The following is a 15,521-nucleotide window of genomic DNA, read 5'->3' as shown; positions in this document are numbered from 1 at the left end:
TGATACTTGTATACTATTTAACAGAAGACAGCTTTGTTTTAAACACATCAATTACTGAGTTAGTTAAGTCAGGAAAAGCGACAGATACAACTCCTACTAAAGCAGCCCCTACTACAACTGCACCAATCATCCACCAACTACGATCCGTATTTTGATCTAACATGTTACAACATCCTCTCGATTTTTGTTTTTTATATAAAAAAGAGACCTAATTATAAAATTAAGTCTCTTTTTCTACCTATTAGTTTTTAATACAATCGAATTCCTAATTTAATAGCGCGCTCTACTGTTAGGTACTTACTCAACATCATCATATTAATTGCTCCTAATGTAGTCGGCATCACATCATTTATTAAACTATGAATTTTATCTTTTATAAAGACAATCCACATATTAAAGCTAAATCCATCAAATTGACTAGAATCAAAACTAAAGTCAAATTTGAAATCAAAATTGAATAGATCCCCTAATGACAAATTCCCTGAAAGTAGATTTCCTAAACCAGCTTGTGTAAAGGTGGAAAGGCTGCCTTGCAACGAATACCCAATTAAACGAATTACAATGCCAGTAATTACAAAGTATAGTGCCATAAAAATTATCTGCTTTTTGGCGGAGCTGTAAGTTAGGACATTCATATATTTCTCAACTCCTTTCCTATCTTTTTAACCACTCTATGTCTTTATCCGTCCATTTAGGAGGTTGACCATTTTGGAATGGACTCTCAGGATTTACAGGTTCTAAAAGCAATTGTTTTTTAACCAAATGAGATTTTCCCGCTTTGATTGATATATTGCTCCCAATCCAGAATCGTAATTTTAAGATCAACTTCTTTATCACCATAACGACCTACATTGGTATACTTAATACCGAGTTTTCCTTTTAGAGAAGCACCGATTTGCCGGTTAAAAGAATAAAATTTTATATTTCCTGTATTACTAGTTGTTTCAATTGCTGAAGTTCCGAATGTTGAAACCTATGTTTTCTTTTTCTTGAATTGTGCGACAGACGAATGCTTTGACGAAACCTTTGTATTATCGTCAACTACAACCGTTTGACTAACTTCTGTAATGTCTTGTGCACTTGCATGATTTTGAAAAAACAGTAGAAATGCTATTAAACTAATCCCTAAAGTAAAGCACATCTTCAAATTCAATGTTCTTCACTTCCTCTCTAATTAAAGTGACAAGAACGTGTTGGACTTCTTGTTCTTATAAGCAATTCACTCTCTCCTTTACTGTTTTTCACAAAATAAAAAGCCTATCAACAATTCGATAGACTTTTTAAGGATTTTACTAAATAAAAATTATTTTCTATAGTACTTTTTAACCTACGATAAAGATGCTATTGACCTGATTTTTTATCTCCCTTTAACCATGCAACATCCTCATCAGACCACCCAGCAGGTTTACCATTTGAGAAAGGATTTTTAGGATCAACAGGCTCTATTAATAATTCATCATTCTTCAACGTTTTTGACCCCATGGTACCATACATATATGCATATAATTGTAGTGGTTGCGTTACCTCAAAATTCACCTTATTAGCCCCTATAGGCAGATTAGAATGTATAAGGAGATTATACTCTCCTAAATCCGCCCAAATTGGGGCATATAATTTACGCTTCCCATCTTTTAACACATTCTTTATACGAGAGTCTTTATCTTTTACTTGTTGATCCGTAAATAACTTACCCGTTTTTTGTTCTACATTCATGTGTGGTAATTCAAAGATAAAATCAGTGTTCGTTTTATCTGAGCTAACGTTTTTCTTCACTTCTTCCAGTGGGACAATGATATTATCCCCTTTTTGTTCATAATTTAAATGGGAATCAATTAATTTCTTATCAACGAAAGCACCAGCCTTTATATCATTAGGAATTGCCAATTCATTGTTATAACTAATTTCCGTCTTTAATTCGAAACCATAACCAGTTTTTTGCTTAGGCAGCCGTTTTAACGGAATTGTAAGTGTTTCATAAAAAACTTCCATTTCTTTTCCGACCTCACGTTCAGTCATAATAGCACCTTTGTATTTCAGTTCAGTAGATTCCGTAGCATTCACCTTAATTGTTTCCTCAGAAGACGTATAACCATCTGTATCTACTTTCTCTTTTCCATTCATGACAAGAATAGATTCTTTATTTACTTTTTCAAATCTTACTTCATAATTTCTCTTATTATTTTTCTTTAGGAACTTAGAATCTACTTTGAATTTTATCTCTTCAGGCAATTCCTCAATTGTATATACTTTACTGCCAACAAGCTTATTATCAGCCTTGTCATATAAGTTAACGTTCAGTTTCTCTTTATTAGAATCTTCATACACAATATCTTTATCTAACCTTACGGTTACTGGAAGTCCACTCTCAGCAGGAGCAGTATCAATTCTAATTTTTCGCAAACCCACATTTGCATCTGCAACAATGGTGTATCGTACCTGGTTAGACACTGGCGATAGTTTATAATCAACTGAAGTATTAACTATTGTTTTACTTACATATTGATCACCAAATTCATTGTTGTATGTACCTAATAGGAGATTCATTTTCACAACGTCACTATTACTTAACGAATCATTTATATACAGCAAAATAGAGACCACTTTTGATATATCTTGCTCTCCTGTATACCTATACCAACCATTTGATTGCAAATCAATCTTGTTTGGATTATTCGATTCAATAAATCTATTATTCAACCATATCTCGACGTTCTTGTTAGTAGGATTTTCTAGTGTTAATTGTTTTAAAAAAGTTACACCGCTAAAAGCAGAACCATTTTCGTCTTTATTTCTTGGAACATAGGTTAATGCTTTTACATGTGCTTCATCCTTAATAGTGGTATATGGTTGAACACCGATTTTATAATCACTGTTTCGTTTACCCATCACCTTATCAATCGTTTGACTCACACCAACCATACCGATTTTTACAACTGATATATTTTTGGAGCTTGTTCGAAATTTTTCATGTCTTGTATCCAACGAGCTACTAATTGTGCTATCAATTGTTAAGCCAATTTGATTGCCTTGCGGTAGCAAAATAGGGTTAATACTTGTATCCAATTTTATTTTTTTTAGTGACGTATTCCCCCTTGTCAGGGTATCGTACCAGATTAAACAGCTTGTTCCATCATCTTGCTTTTCAATTTTTGGTTCAATATCTTTATCACCATATTTAGCGGACCCAATGACATAATCAAGACCTTTGGGAAGTTTCACTTTCATTTCTACTTTTTCATCTAAAGAATTAAAATCCGTTGTTTCAGGTATTTTAATAAGATTATCTACAGTTATATTTACGTTATCCGAGCTGTAATAGGTAGTTTTATTTGTTTTCACTTCACTACTAACTTCACCATTTATAATTCCCAAGGTTTCAAAGTTAACAGTCCCCCCTACAGGTGATTGAATCTTTGTCAAATAACCATTTTCATCATATTCAGTGTAATTGTTATACTTTCCATCTCCACGAATATGATACTTTGTTTCCCTATCAGCTGTTGGATATATATCCGCCGCAGTTACAACAATATTTGGTGTACCTTTTTCATTAACACTTCCGATTTTTTTTGTTTTCACTTTTAAACGAATATACCGAGAGTATACTTCACCATCTCCAAGTACATCATCAACATCTTGCTTAATAGCACCAATATCACCATGTTTTATGGCTTCGTCATATGTTTCATACCATTCAAATTCATCTACTTGCTTTTGAGTCAAACCTTCAAATGAATTATCAGCCTTCTTTGGAATACCATAAGCACCTGTATGTTTTAAGTCATTATGAATCCATTTCCCTGTAGGTGTCGGATAACCATGATTTCTAAATTCTTTTATTGCACTCTCACCAAACTCTTTTGTTAAAAAAAACGAATCTGTATTCCACTTATAAATTATAGTTGTTCCACCTTCAGTAACTGCCCGAACATTTAAATCTGCTACTATTTTAACATCTTGTCCAAGAATTATAGTTGGATCCCCTTTAGATACAACACTATACCCAATATTTGGTGTGCCAAGTTCCTTACCTTCAACCGAATGAATTGAAGTCTGAATAGAATAATTTCCAGCAGGATTATTTCTCTCATTCAATGTCTTTGTAGCTTTAGTACTATATGAAATTACATTCCCATTACTATCTTCATAAGAATCAACTGTAACATTTAAATAGTAAAAAACATTATTAGGTTTATTGATCATATTGTTTTTTCTAAAAGGATAATATTCATTTGGTGTATGAATTAGAAATCGAGTAATTGAAAAAGCTCTATCATTTTTCCCAAAAGAAGCTATAGTACTAGAATTTGATCGCATTATTGGAAATGTCGAACCAATGATATAATCACTAACACTTCCCTCATAAGTCACATTATTTTTTTTAATCTCAGGTTTTGTTATTAGAGTTACACCACTATCCCATACACTGTTAATTGTAAAATTATCAATATCACTAGAACCCCACTTTCCCTTAGGAATATAGGATTTTGCTGTACTTGAATGGAGAGATCTCGTATCTTGATAGTCGGTCATACCTAAGTCTAAGCTCTCAGTGTTTTTTTGAGGTATTTTTTTTATTACATCATCAACAGATTGATAGTTAAATATTTTTATAGGTGTATCTTTCCCCTCAAAATCTAGACTTTCTTCTCCTAATCCTTCTGTGTCCCAAGTTACTTTCCCACTAAAATCAAAATGGTAATTGATTTTACCACTAGGAAATGTTGCACCACGCAAATCTCCATGATTAGGCAAATTATTTATATAGAAGTCTAAAGTTACCGGGAAAATTTGAGATTTATCACCTTTTTCTGCATTGGGATTGTAACCCGAATACCATAACTTGCTTACACCTGTTCCAACATAACTATCCGTAATACGCGCTTTAACATTAACCTTCCCTGACGTAGTCACTGAACTAATGTTTTCGAATGATTGTTCTATTTTTTCGTTTGAAATATCCTTATCTTCTAAACTCATGACTTGAATCTTAATATTTGGTTTTAACTTAGTCCCATGTTCTGCCCCTTGTACCTCCACGGTAATAGGAATCATTAAAGAGTTACCCGTTTCTTTTAAAGTGTATTCCATATCAAATGAAACAACACCCTTCTCTAAATCTTCCTTACCACCAACAGCAAATTTGGCATTTACTCTTTTGTTTGTAATTCCATTTTCCAGTGTGCCCGTAATTTTCAACTTAATATTTTTGAGCTGATCGTGTTTTTTCGGGTTGATTGTCACTTTTAATGGGTAGGTTACTGTATCAAATGTTCTTACAATTCCATTATTCGCGCTAGAATCATTACCCGCTTCATCATTTGAATCAAAAGGTGATGTACCATCTACAATGTCTGAAGGCTTAATAAAAGCTTCAAAATCAAACAATTCACTACCTTTTTTACCTTCTGCAACAACTACCTCATTGGGAGTCAGCCCCATGCTTTCCAAATCTGATTTTTCTTGTAAAACCGTTACATCATCCGTTTTTTTTGCTTGTACTACCTCTTTACTAATTGTTTCATCTGCATATCCTATAGTTACAAAACCCGAAAAAATATTTATCAAAATGATAAGAGAAATTAATAGGATAAGCCATTTTTGAGTCAACACTAAATATCCCCCCTCTTTAATTACATATAAACTCCTTTGAGGCCCTTTAATTTTTTTTCAGCCACGCAATATCTTCATCTGACCAATCAGAGGGTTTACCATTTGAGAAAGGATTTTTTGGATCAACAGGTTCTATTAGTAATTCATCATCCTTTAATGTTTTTGACCCAATTGTACCGTACATATATGCATATAACTGTAACGGCTGCGTTACCTCAAAATTAATCTTATTTGCTCCTATAGGAACTCCTGAGGCCACGAAAACATCATATTCTTCAAGATTTGCCCAAATTGGAACATACAACTTTCTCTTTCCATCCTTTATAGCGTTCTTAATACGTGAATCATTCTCTTTCACTTGCTGATCTGTAAATAAATTCCCCGTTTTTTGTTCTACATTCATATGTGGTAATTCAAACAAAAAGTCTGCTTTATTTTTATCCAAACTACCCGTTTTTTTTGTTTCTTCTAAAGGAATAACAACCTGTTCTCCCTTTTTTTCATAATTTAAATATGAGTCGACTAACCTCTTATCTACTAAAGCATTTGCCTTAAGATCATAAGGAATTGCCAATTCATTGTTATAACTAGCTTCCGTTTTCAATTCAAAGCCATAACCGGTTTTTTGTTTTGGTAATTGTTTTAATGGGATTGTAAGTGTTTCATAGAAAACTTCCATTTCCTTTCCAACTTCACGTTCCGTCATAATAACACCTTTATATTTTAGCTCCGTAGATTCTTTGGCATTTGCCTTAACTGTTTCTTCAGAAGATGTATAGCCATCTGTATCTACTTTACCTTTATGATCTACAATAAGAATAGATTCTTTATTTACTTTTTCTAGTCTCACTTCATAATTTCTCTTATTATTTTTCTTTAAGAACTTAGGATCTACTTTGAATTTTACTTCTTCAGGTAGTTCCTCGATCGTATAAATTTTGCTACCAACAACCTTGTTATCAGTCTTGTCATATAAGTTAACATTTAGTTTCTCTTTATTAGAATCCTCATATACAATGTCTTTATCTAACCGTATGGTTACTGGTAGTCCACTTTCAGCAGGTGCAGTATCGATTCTTATTTTTCTCAGGCTCAAATTTACATCCGCTACAATTGTATACTTTACCTGGTTAGACACTGGTGATAATTTGTAATCAACTGAAGTGTTAACGACCGTTTTACTTACATATTGATCACCAAACTCATTCTGATACGTCCCATAAACAAGGTTCATTTTTACAACATCACTGTTACTTAATGAATCATTTATATACAGCAAAATAGAGACCACTTTTGATAAATCCTGCTCTCCTGTATACCTGTACCAACCATTTGATTGTAAATCAATCTTGTTGGGATTATTTGATTCAACAGAACTGTTATTCAACCATATTTCAACGTTCTTATTATTAGGATTATCTAGTGTCAATTGCTTTAAAAAAGTTATACCACTAAAGGCGGAACCATTTTCGTCCTTATTTCTCGGCACATATGTAAGTGCCTTTACATGTGATTCATCTTTAATGGTTGTATAGGGTTGAACACCGACTTCATAATCACTATTCTTTTTACCTGTAACTTTTTTAATGGTTTCACTCACACCAACCATACCAATTTTCACAACGGAAATATTTTTAGAACTTGTTCGAAACTTTTCTAATCTAGTATCCATAGAGCTACTCATTACATTTTGAATCTCTAGTCCTACTTGATTTCCCTGAGGAAGTAATACTGGATTAATACGTGCCTCAAAGTTTATTTTTTTAAGAGCCTTATTATTACGTGTCAATGTATCATACCAAACTAGATGATTACTCCCATCACCTTGCTGCTCAATTTTTGGTTCAATATATTGATCACCATATTTAGCTGATCCAACTACGTAGTCAAGTCCTTTAGGTATTTTTACCCTCATTTCAATTTTTTCATCTAAAGAGTTAAAATCAACCTCTGCCGGTAACTTGGCAAGATTATCAACTGTAACGTCTACATTATCCGAGCTGTAATATGTATTTTTATTTGTTTTTATATCACTACTCGTTTCACCATTGATAATGCCCAATGTTTCAAAATTTATTGTACTCCCTACAGGTGACTGTAATTTAGTTAAATTACCATTTTCATCATACTCAGTAAAATTGTTATATTTACCATCTTCACGAATACGATATCCCACTTTTCGATCTGCTGTTGGATAAATAACTGAATCTGTAACTGTTATATTCGGTGTTCCTTTTTCATTAACACTACCAACTTTCTTAGTCTTAACATCAAAAGGAATAAAACTTGCTACTACTTCACCGTCACCCATAACTGCATTAATATCATTCTTAATCGCCCCAACTTCACCATACTTTATAGCTTCATCATACGTGTTATACCACTCATAATCTCCTTCTTTATTTTGAGTTAGAGCATCAAATGAGTTATCGTTTTTCTTTGCAATCCCAAATGAGATAACTTGCTTATCACTATTTTTAATTCTTTCCCCTGTAGAGGTTGGATACCCTTCATTTAACATATTTCCTTTTGCCGATTCTGCATATTGCTTTGTTAAATAAAAAGAATCTGTATTCCACTTATAAACCATCGTCGTTCCACCTTCAGTAACCGCACGAACATTTAAATGGCTAACTACTTTTACCTTTTGACCTACTATAACAGTAGGATCACCTTTAGATACAGCGCTATACCCAATATTCGGTGTTCCAAGCTCTTTTCCCTCAGGCGTATGGAATGTAGTTTGTATGGAATATGAACCTTTAGGATTATTCCTCTCATTAATTGTTACAGTAGCAGTAGTGTTATAAGGTACCACATTCCCTTGGCTATCCTCATAAGAATCAATAATACATTTCAAATCATAATAAACATTATTAGCTTTGTTAATCTTATTATTTTTCCCTAAAGGATAGTATTCATTTGGTGTATGAATTAAAAACCTAGTTGTTGCAAAAGCCTTTTGATTTTTATTGAAAGCAACTACATTATCAGCATGCGAAATCATTGTTGGAAATGTTGATCCAATAGTAAAGTCACTCACATTTCCTTCATAATTTATAACTTCTTTTGAAACCTTCGGTTTGCTTATTTGAGTAATACCACTATCCCAAACACTATTAATCGTATATTTTTCAATATCGGCCGCATTCCATTTTTCTTTCGGAATGTAAGACTTTGCACTCGCAGATTGATTAGTACGTACGTCTTTATAACTCTCTAAACCCAACTCGAAACTTTCTGTATTGGGTTGAGGAACTTTTTGGCTTACATCATCAATAGCTTGATAATTAAAGATTTTAAAGGGGGTATCTTTCCCCTCGAAATCTAATTTTTCTACTCCCATTGATTGTGAATCCCAATCAACACGTCCACTAAAATCAAAGTGATAATTGACTTTACCAACAGGGAAGGTAGCCCCCCTTATATCACTACGATTAGGGAGATTATCAACAAATAATGATAATACAACTGGAAAGATAAAAGAACGATCATCTTTATCTACTTTTGGATTGAATACTGAATAAGCCAATCTAGGCATACCTGAATAATGAGTTGAAAATTTCGCCTTCACATTTACTTTTCCAGAAGCTGTAACAGGGTTAATATCATTAAATGATTGCGATACATTTTCATTTGTAATATCTTCCCCATCCACACTTATAACCTGAATTTTTATATTTGGTTTTAATTTCAATCCCTGCTCGGCTCCTTGTACTTCCACAGTAACAGGAATCATTAAAGAGTTACCTGTTTCTTTTAACATATATTCCATATCAAAAGAAACAATTTCCTTCTCCAAATCTTCTTTACCACCAACAGCAAATTTTGCATTCACACGTTTATTTGTAATACCGTTTTCCAATGTACCCGTAATCTTCAGCTTAATATTCTTCAACTGATCGTGTTTTTTCGGATTAATTGTTACTTTTAATGGATAGGTAACAGTATCAAACGTCCTTACAATACCATTATTGGGGTTAGAATCATTACCCGCCTCATCATTTGAATCAAATGGAGCAGTTCCATCTACAATGTCTGAAGGTTTGATAAATGCTTCAAAATCAAATAAATTACTACCTTTTTTGCCATCAGCAACGACTACCTCATTAGGTGATAATCCCATAATATTCATGTCTGATTTCCCTTGCAGTACAGTCACATCTTTGGTCTTTTTTTCTTGTCCCTGTTCTTGACTTGGTGCACTTTCTGCATACCCAGTAGAAACAAAATCAACAAGATTTCCTAATAGAATTATAACAACAAGCAATAAATTACATGTCCTTCTAATCCACAATAATACCGCCCCCCTTTCTTTAGATCCTTCTGTTAAAGAAAAGGGGGCGTTGGGCTTCTGACCTTATTCCTCATTTCGCTCTCTCCTTAAATAAAAAAAAGGCCTATAACTTATAGATAGGCCTTTAAATAGATATGGTAGGAAGATAATGTAACCTTTACTTTAAAATCTAATATCTTTAGTTATCTTATTTACTATGGATACTTTAAATAAAACAGCAAACAATCTTTTCCACTTATTTTTTTAAAATATATATAGTAAAAATAACAATCCAAAATGGTATAACTAAAAGGAGAGCATTTAAACACCCTTTAACAAATGCTCTTTTTTCGCCTTCAAAAACATATGGTTCTGTAGCTTTTACTAAACCGTTCATCTATTACACACCCTCAATCTAAAAGCAGATTAATAGAAAAATATTCAACTGCTATCCAACCTATTGTTACCAAAGTGATAACGCAAAACCACAAAAAAGCATCTTTTATATTATCCCTTATCATTCTCATGTCACTAATCTAATAAATAGTGAAAGGAGAAAATCAAATATTAATACCATAAAACACATTACCATAAACATAGATGGGTATATTAAAAATTTATTATCAAACACTTTAGTTCTTCCTTTCGGAGTTACTTTCTAGTAATTTTTGATAAAAAAGAGTAGCATCACTAAAATGATCCTACTCAAAATCCCACATTTATTCGAAATATTTTCATATCTTCTGCTATTTTAAAGTTGCAAAAATTATTTCTACCAAATTATTTTTATAAAAGGAGGATTCCATGTTTCCACTCTTACATTCTGTTGATTCAACTATATTACTCACGTTAAACACAAAAAAAATTTATATAAACATTATAAATTTCTTATTTTTTATAACACCCTATTTTTTAATTTAAATGTACAACCCAGTGCGTCTTTCTAACTAGCGTTATATTAAAAATTTCGAATGTATAAATAGTATTTAATCTATCGCAAAACACATCAATTCTATTGCCTAAACTGTAACGTTCGTCTAATTCAAATAGACCTATACTAATACTTTTGGTTTTAAGAATTTTTTTTGCTTTAAGGTTATTATTCAGTTTATCCACCCCTATTTTTTAGAACTTTTACTAAACTAAAGATTCGTTATGTAAAGAGTAAATGACCTGTTGAGTATTGTATCTATAGAACTTTGATAAAACCTTAGCTGTCGAATCTATAGTAATCATATATTCCGTTAATCCAACTAAATGAACTAACGGCACATTAGCGCTTACTAATAGATTAATACCTATGGCTTGGCAACTAATCAATTGCTTCACTGCATCCATTTTTTTTGCATTAAAACGATCAAAATTCGTAATAACAAGAATTAATAATTTTCCTGATTGCCTGTCCTCACTTAATTGCTTTTTTGCTTTTTTCATTACTATAAGGCATTCATCTTCATCCTTATAATTATTAAAATCTATATGACTGCTTGTCACCTCTGAATGATCTAATATATCCAGAATATCTTTTTGAATTTCCAAACTTAATCTATACTCTCCAACAACTAGGTATCCCGTAGGGTATTTTCTCTTTGTTGTTATGACAGCAGTAATCTGTTTTAAATACCTTTCCCGGCATCCCTTTCTCATCTTTTTTACTCCCTTTACAAGTAACTTACTTCAGTTACTTACAGAATCTCTTTTCAAACAAATTAATATTTAATCAACTTAATTCTATATAAAGCTATTTTTAATATTATAAACTAAAAAATAATAGGTCTATATTTATACATTTATAAATGCAAGAAGGAGATTCTCCATTTATAAATGGGGTGGTTAGTCTCGTTCCACCCACTCGTTAAAGGCATGCTTGTACGATTAATCGCTCAGGAATACTCCGTTATGGCGCTATAATCAAATGTACAGCCCTTTAAGTAATATGCAGCCTTATTTCTAATTCTACAAAGTTAGACCACCACTTCATTGCTTTCTTACAAGCGGTACATATGACCCTCAGGGTTTATTCGTGTCTTTATTCTCCTAATTTCACGAAATAGAGTGGCAAACAGTGGTCGTGGCACTCCCCCAGCATCTATATAAATTTTTCAAAGAGCAATTGGGATTACCTTAAACTCACGAGAATTAATTTGTTTTTTTATATATATTAATAAATACAAAAACAACCCATGTCGATTCCAAAACTTTGGATAATCCCTAGTGTATTTTATACACAATTAAATTGATTAAATGTTTTATTACTTGCTAACTTTATTATTCTTTTTTACATATTTAACTTGCATCAGTTTACTACAAGTATTAGACTTCTTAGCAATTACGACTCCATAACTATTTCTAGCACATTTAATATATCTAAACATCATAGCTACCGGAACTTCACGTTTTCCTACCGAATCATAAAGATTACCATTATCTAATACAATATAATCCTTACCTTGAAAAGTACTAACTGAATGCGCTTGTCTGACTAATGACATTACATCCATTTCTTGTAATACCCTTATGCTATGTGTTTTTCTACTAAAATCTTTTGTACGCACTCTCATTTTCTCCAATCCACTTAATTTAATAACTAATTTTCTCAGAATCAGCTACTAATTCTTCTACAATGTTTAACTCAACTTAAATCAAACTAATACTTATTACACCTTATAAAGATAAGCATTCTTAAAGTAAAAAAGATTGTATCGGTTAGAAAAATAAAAAAGGCATAGACTCATGTTTTAGTCTACGCCTTTTTCTTCTCATACCGAAGAACCACCTTTTGAAGGATAACTAGAGCAAAATCAATAATAATTTGTAAAAATTACGCGCACCTACGGTCTTGTGAAATTACACAAAACAGTATAAAATTATTGATGTCGCATACTAGTTATGCTTCGCAAAGTGGGCAGCCATTCTAAAACACCATAACTGTTTTAAAAAGGTCGAAAATAATAGGAGTTGGCGCTCTTATTATTTTCTGCCCATGTAACTATATAATTATAAGCAGTTCACTTTTAAGATGTTATTAAACAATCTTTTAAAACAAGATTACAATGGTTTACCTCATATAGTCAATCCATAATTTATAAAAAATTGTAACATCTATCCAAATCACATGTAAGAATTCTCGAAAATTCCTTTGTTATCAGTCATCTAGCAACTGGGATTTTTTTTGTGAACTCCTTTATAAATCATTATACAAATTCATTTAGATATTACAATAGAGTCCCAAAATTAATACTTTTTGAAATGATTTACATAGAATTCCTAAAAAAAATCCCGAAATTCGGGATTAGGAAATAAACGGAATCTTATTCCGCTTGTTTCAATAATTGTTTTTCCAGTTTAATTTAGCTGCACAAACAATTCCCACAAAAAAGACAACCTATTATTGGCTGTCCATTTATTTGTGGGTTTATTTATATCATAGCGCTACATTACTATCTTAAACCTTGTTAAATTATTTTGTATAACAAGGTTATTTAAATGCCCTATACAATAAAAAACATAAAACTACATAAAATACTGTTTATTAAATTGATGTACTCTACAAGAATATCCAAAGCTTTTTTTGAGATTATATAATTAGAAAAATATTTATTCAAAAATTAATAGGTGACTTAATCAAATGTCCGGTTCTAATCGTCAAAATTACTACTATAAAATTATATTGAAAAAGTTATATCAACCTGAATTAAAACGACAAGTCCCATCATTTTTTACTCACTAATTTTTCTTTGAAATGTTCACTACTAGATTGTCAAGCAGTGATTATACACCGTCTTCTTATCCATTAATGATGACTAAACAAAATGGTGTTTGGTATATATTTGTAAAATAATAAAGCATCTAAAAATATGTATTTTTGAGCATTTAACGAAAATATAGAACGGAAGTTACACGAATGGTAAAATATACGTAATTGCATAAAAGGTCTATATTGTGTATCTTTTAATGCCTATCAAGTATTCAACTTTGTAGTTATCAAAAGGACTGATTATACCGAATGGAGATAGGTTATATTTTAAAAAAATTGCGAACTTTATATGGTTATTCTCAAAAAGAAGTCGCTACAAAATTAGACATAAGTAAAAGTACATATTCTCGGTTAGAAAAGGATGAACAACCTCCTACATTATTTGTTATAAAAAAAATTATTACTCTATATAATATTGATGCAAATATACTATTAGGCATTGATCCTTATCCACAAGAATATGCTAAAGCAATTACAAACTTTAAAAATCCCGAGACAAAATTACTGTTAGACGATAGTATAAAAAAACACATTGAAAATACGTTACCATTACTACAAAGAATCGATGGACAAACAAACAAAAATTAAAAAACTCTACCAATCAAGGAATTTTATTATTAATATATAAAATTCCTTGATTAAAATCGTAAAACTCCTGTTTCTCAAAAAATAATATTAATTAAAGGGATTATACATTCAAAAGAACTAATAATCTATACTACTTAATTATTGATAGTTTATTCCCTTCCTCACTCTATTCTTCTATGTTATGATTATTTCGAAATATAGAGATTTTTACATGTTTATACTTTATAAAAGGAGCAATACAATGAGAACCCTTATTATTATTGGTTTAATTGTCATTGGCTTAATATTCTTTAATATAATTTCTTTACAAACAATTGGTTCACTTCTTCTTATAATTGGCTTTATAATAGCAATTGGAATTGGAGCCTATTTTATTTATTATATTTCTCTCAGATTTCTTGCATTATTCAGCACTATTTTCGGAGCTATAATAGTTATTGCACTAATTGCCTATGCCGCAACAAATATACTTTAATACAGAGCAAAAGTGTATTTTACTAACCAATTAACTAGATAAATACAGACTTTATGAAATAGGATGAATTATAGTTTTTATTTTTCAACGAGAAAGAAACTACTTTAAGAATATTATCGCTAAACCCAAAAGGAAACTAGTTTTTGAAATTATAAATACAAACATCAGTAACAGATTAAAAAATTACCTTTAGTATTGAAGTTTATAAGTATTTATAACTTTAAACAAATATAAATGTAAAAGGAGTAGTACATAATGAATAATATTAAAATTACTTCATATAAGAATAATATAGAACTCCTAAAGATACTATCCCATCCCGATCGTATGCAAATTGTAGTAGCCCTTATGCAGCACACTATATTAAATGTCACAGAATTTGTTAATATGCTACAAATCCCTCAAGCAGCAGTTTCACAACATTTATCAAGAATGAGGGGAAATATTTTATGTAGTGAAAAAAAAGGGCCCGAAGTTTATTATTACTTAAGTAATTCTAAGGCTCCAAAAATCATTGAAGTTTTATTATCTAATAATAAGGAATCTTACTGAAAAAGTAGTATTAAAATATGAATATTATAAAGATAACGCTGTATATATAAATAAGTTGCTAAAACATGCTATTACTTCTATAGAATTCTAGAGAAAGATAGCATGTTTTTTCATTCACCTATATATCCAATAAACTAGACCTATTTTCTTGAAAAATCAAATACCTTTAATTATTAAATCTTTAAAAGTTAAAAAACATTTTAATTAAATGAAAATAACACTGTAAAATTCCGATCTATCTACACTTGTTTTTACAGTTC

11 protein-coding genes are annotated in these 15,521 nt (G+C 31.2%); 3 read left to right on the top strand and 8 right to left on the bottom strand.

Annotated features, from left to right (window positions below; all coding sequences use genetic code 11):
* Positions 1 to 13: 13 nt before the first annotated feature.
* The 8 genes from DN399_RS28240 to DN399_RS27750 all read right to left on the bottom strand — a co-directional run bounded on the left by DN399_RS28240 (position 14) and on the right by DN399_RS27750 (position 12,444).
* Entirely contained in the window at positions 14 to 163 is a 150-nt protein-coding gene (locus DN399_RS28240; protein ID WP_000886830.1) for a hypothetical protein, read from the bottom strand.
* Positions 164 to 248: 85 nt separating this feature from the next.
* Entirely contained in the window at positions 249 to 635 is a 387-nt protein-coding gene (locus DN399_RS27780) for a hypothetical protein (RefSeq protein ID WP_001101891.1), read from the bottom strand.
* Positions 636 to 973: 338 nt separating this feature from the next.
* Positions 974 to 1,153, bottom strand: a complete 180-nt coding sequence (locus tag DN399_RS28560) for a hypothetical protein (protein ID WP_255478136.1) — start codon at positions 1,151 to 1,153, stop codon at positions 974 to 976.
* Between the two features lie 188 nt (positions 1,154 to 1,341).
* Complete coding sequence (locus tag DN399_RS27770) at positions 1,342 to 5,592, bottom strand: fusion protein (includes pXO2-28-29-30) (RefSeq protein ID WP_481747810.1); 4,251 nt, start codon at positions 5,590 to 5,592, stop codon at positions 1,342 to 1,344.
* A gap of 67 nt (positions 5,593 to 5,659) precedes the next feature.
* Entirely contained in the window at positions 5,660 to 9,910 is a 4,251-nt protein-coding gene (locus DN399_RS27765; RefSeq protein WP_149150193.1) for a fusion protein (includes pXO2-28-29-30), read from the bottom strand.
* Positions 9,911 to 10,145: 235 nt separating this feature from the next.
* Positions 10,146 to 10,286, bottom strand: a complete 141-nt coding sequence (locus DN399_RS28235; RefSeq protein ID WP_179953540.1) for a hypothetical protein — start codon at positions 10,284 to 10,286, stop codon at positions 10,146 to 10,148.
* A gap of 740 nt (positions 10,287 to 11,026) precedes the next feature.
* Positions 11,027 to 11,536 carry a hypothetical protein gene (locus DN399_RS27755; protein WP_149150192.1) on the bottom strand — a complete coding sequence of 170 codons (510 nt, stop codon included), beginning with the start codon at positions 11,534 to 11,536 and terminating at the stop codon, positions 11,027 to 11,029.
* Between the two features lie 605 nt (positions 11,537 to 12,141).
* Complete coding sequence (locus DN399_RS27750; protein ID WP_001259279.1) at positions 12,142 to 12,444, bottom strand: hypothetical protein; 303 nt, start codon at positions 12,442 to 12,444, stop codon at positions 12,142 to 12,144.
* Positions 12,445 to 13,895: 1,451 nt separating this feature from the next.
* On the opposite strand from DN399_RS27750, the gene DN399_RS27745 reads away from it, so the two are divergent.
* From DN399_RS27745 to DN399_RS27735, 3 genes are all read left to right on the top strand, one after another.
* Positions 13,896 to 14,234, top strand: a complete 339-nt coding sequence (locus DN399_RS27745; protein WP_000402402.1) for a helix-turn-helix domain-containing protein — start codon at positions 13,896 to 13,898, stop codon at positions 14,232 to 14,234.
* 241 nt (positions 14,235 to 14,475) lie between these two features.
* Positions 14,476 to 14,709: a hypothetical protein gene (locus tag DN399_RS27740; RefSeq protein ID WP_149150191.1), complete on the top strand. Its 234-nt coding sequence runs from the start codon at positions 14,476 to 14,478 to the stop codon at positions 14,707 to 14,709.
* A 255-nt stretch (positions 14,710 to 14,964) separates the two neighbouring features.
* The gene (locus DN399_RS27735; RefSeq protein WP_149150190.1) at positions 14,965 to 15,261 is read left to right on the top strand and encodes an ArsR/SmtB family transcription factor; all 297 of its coding nucleotides are present in this window, start codon (positions 14,965 to 14,967) and stop codon (positions 15,259 to 15,261) included.
* Positions 15,262 to 15,521 lie beyond the last annotated feature (260 nt).

The sequence above is a fragment of the Bacillus sp. AR4-2 genome (assembly GCF_008274865.1).
In the GTDB taxonomy this organism is placed as follows: Bacteria; Bacillota; Bacilli; order Bacillales; family Bacillaceae_G; genus Bacillus_A; species Bacillus_A cereus.
This window is presented reverse-complemented; position numbering and strand designations above follow the sequence as displayed.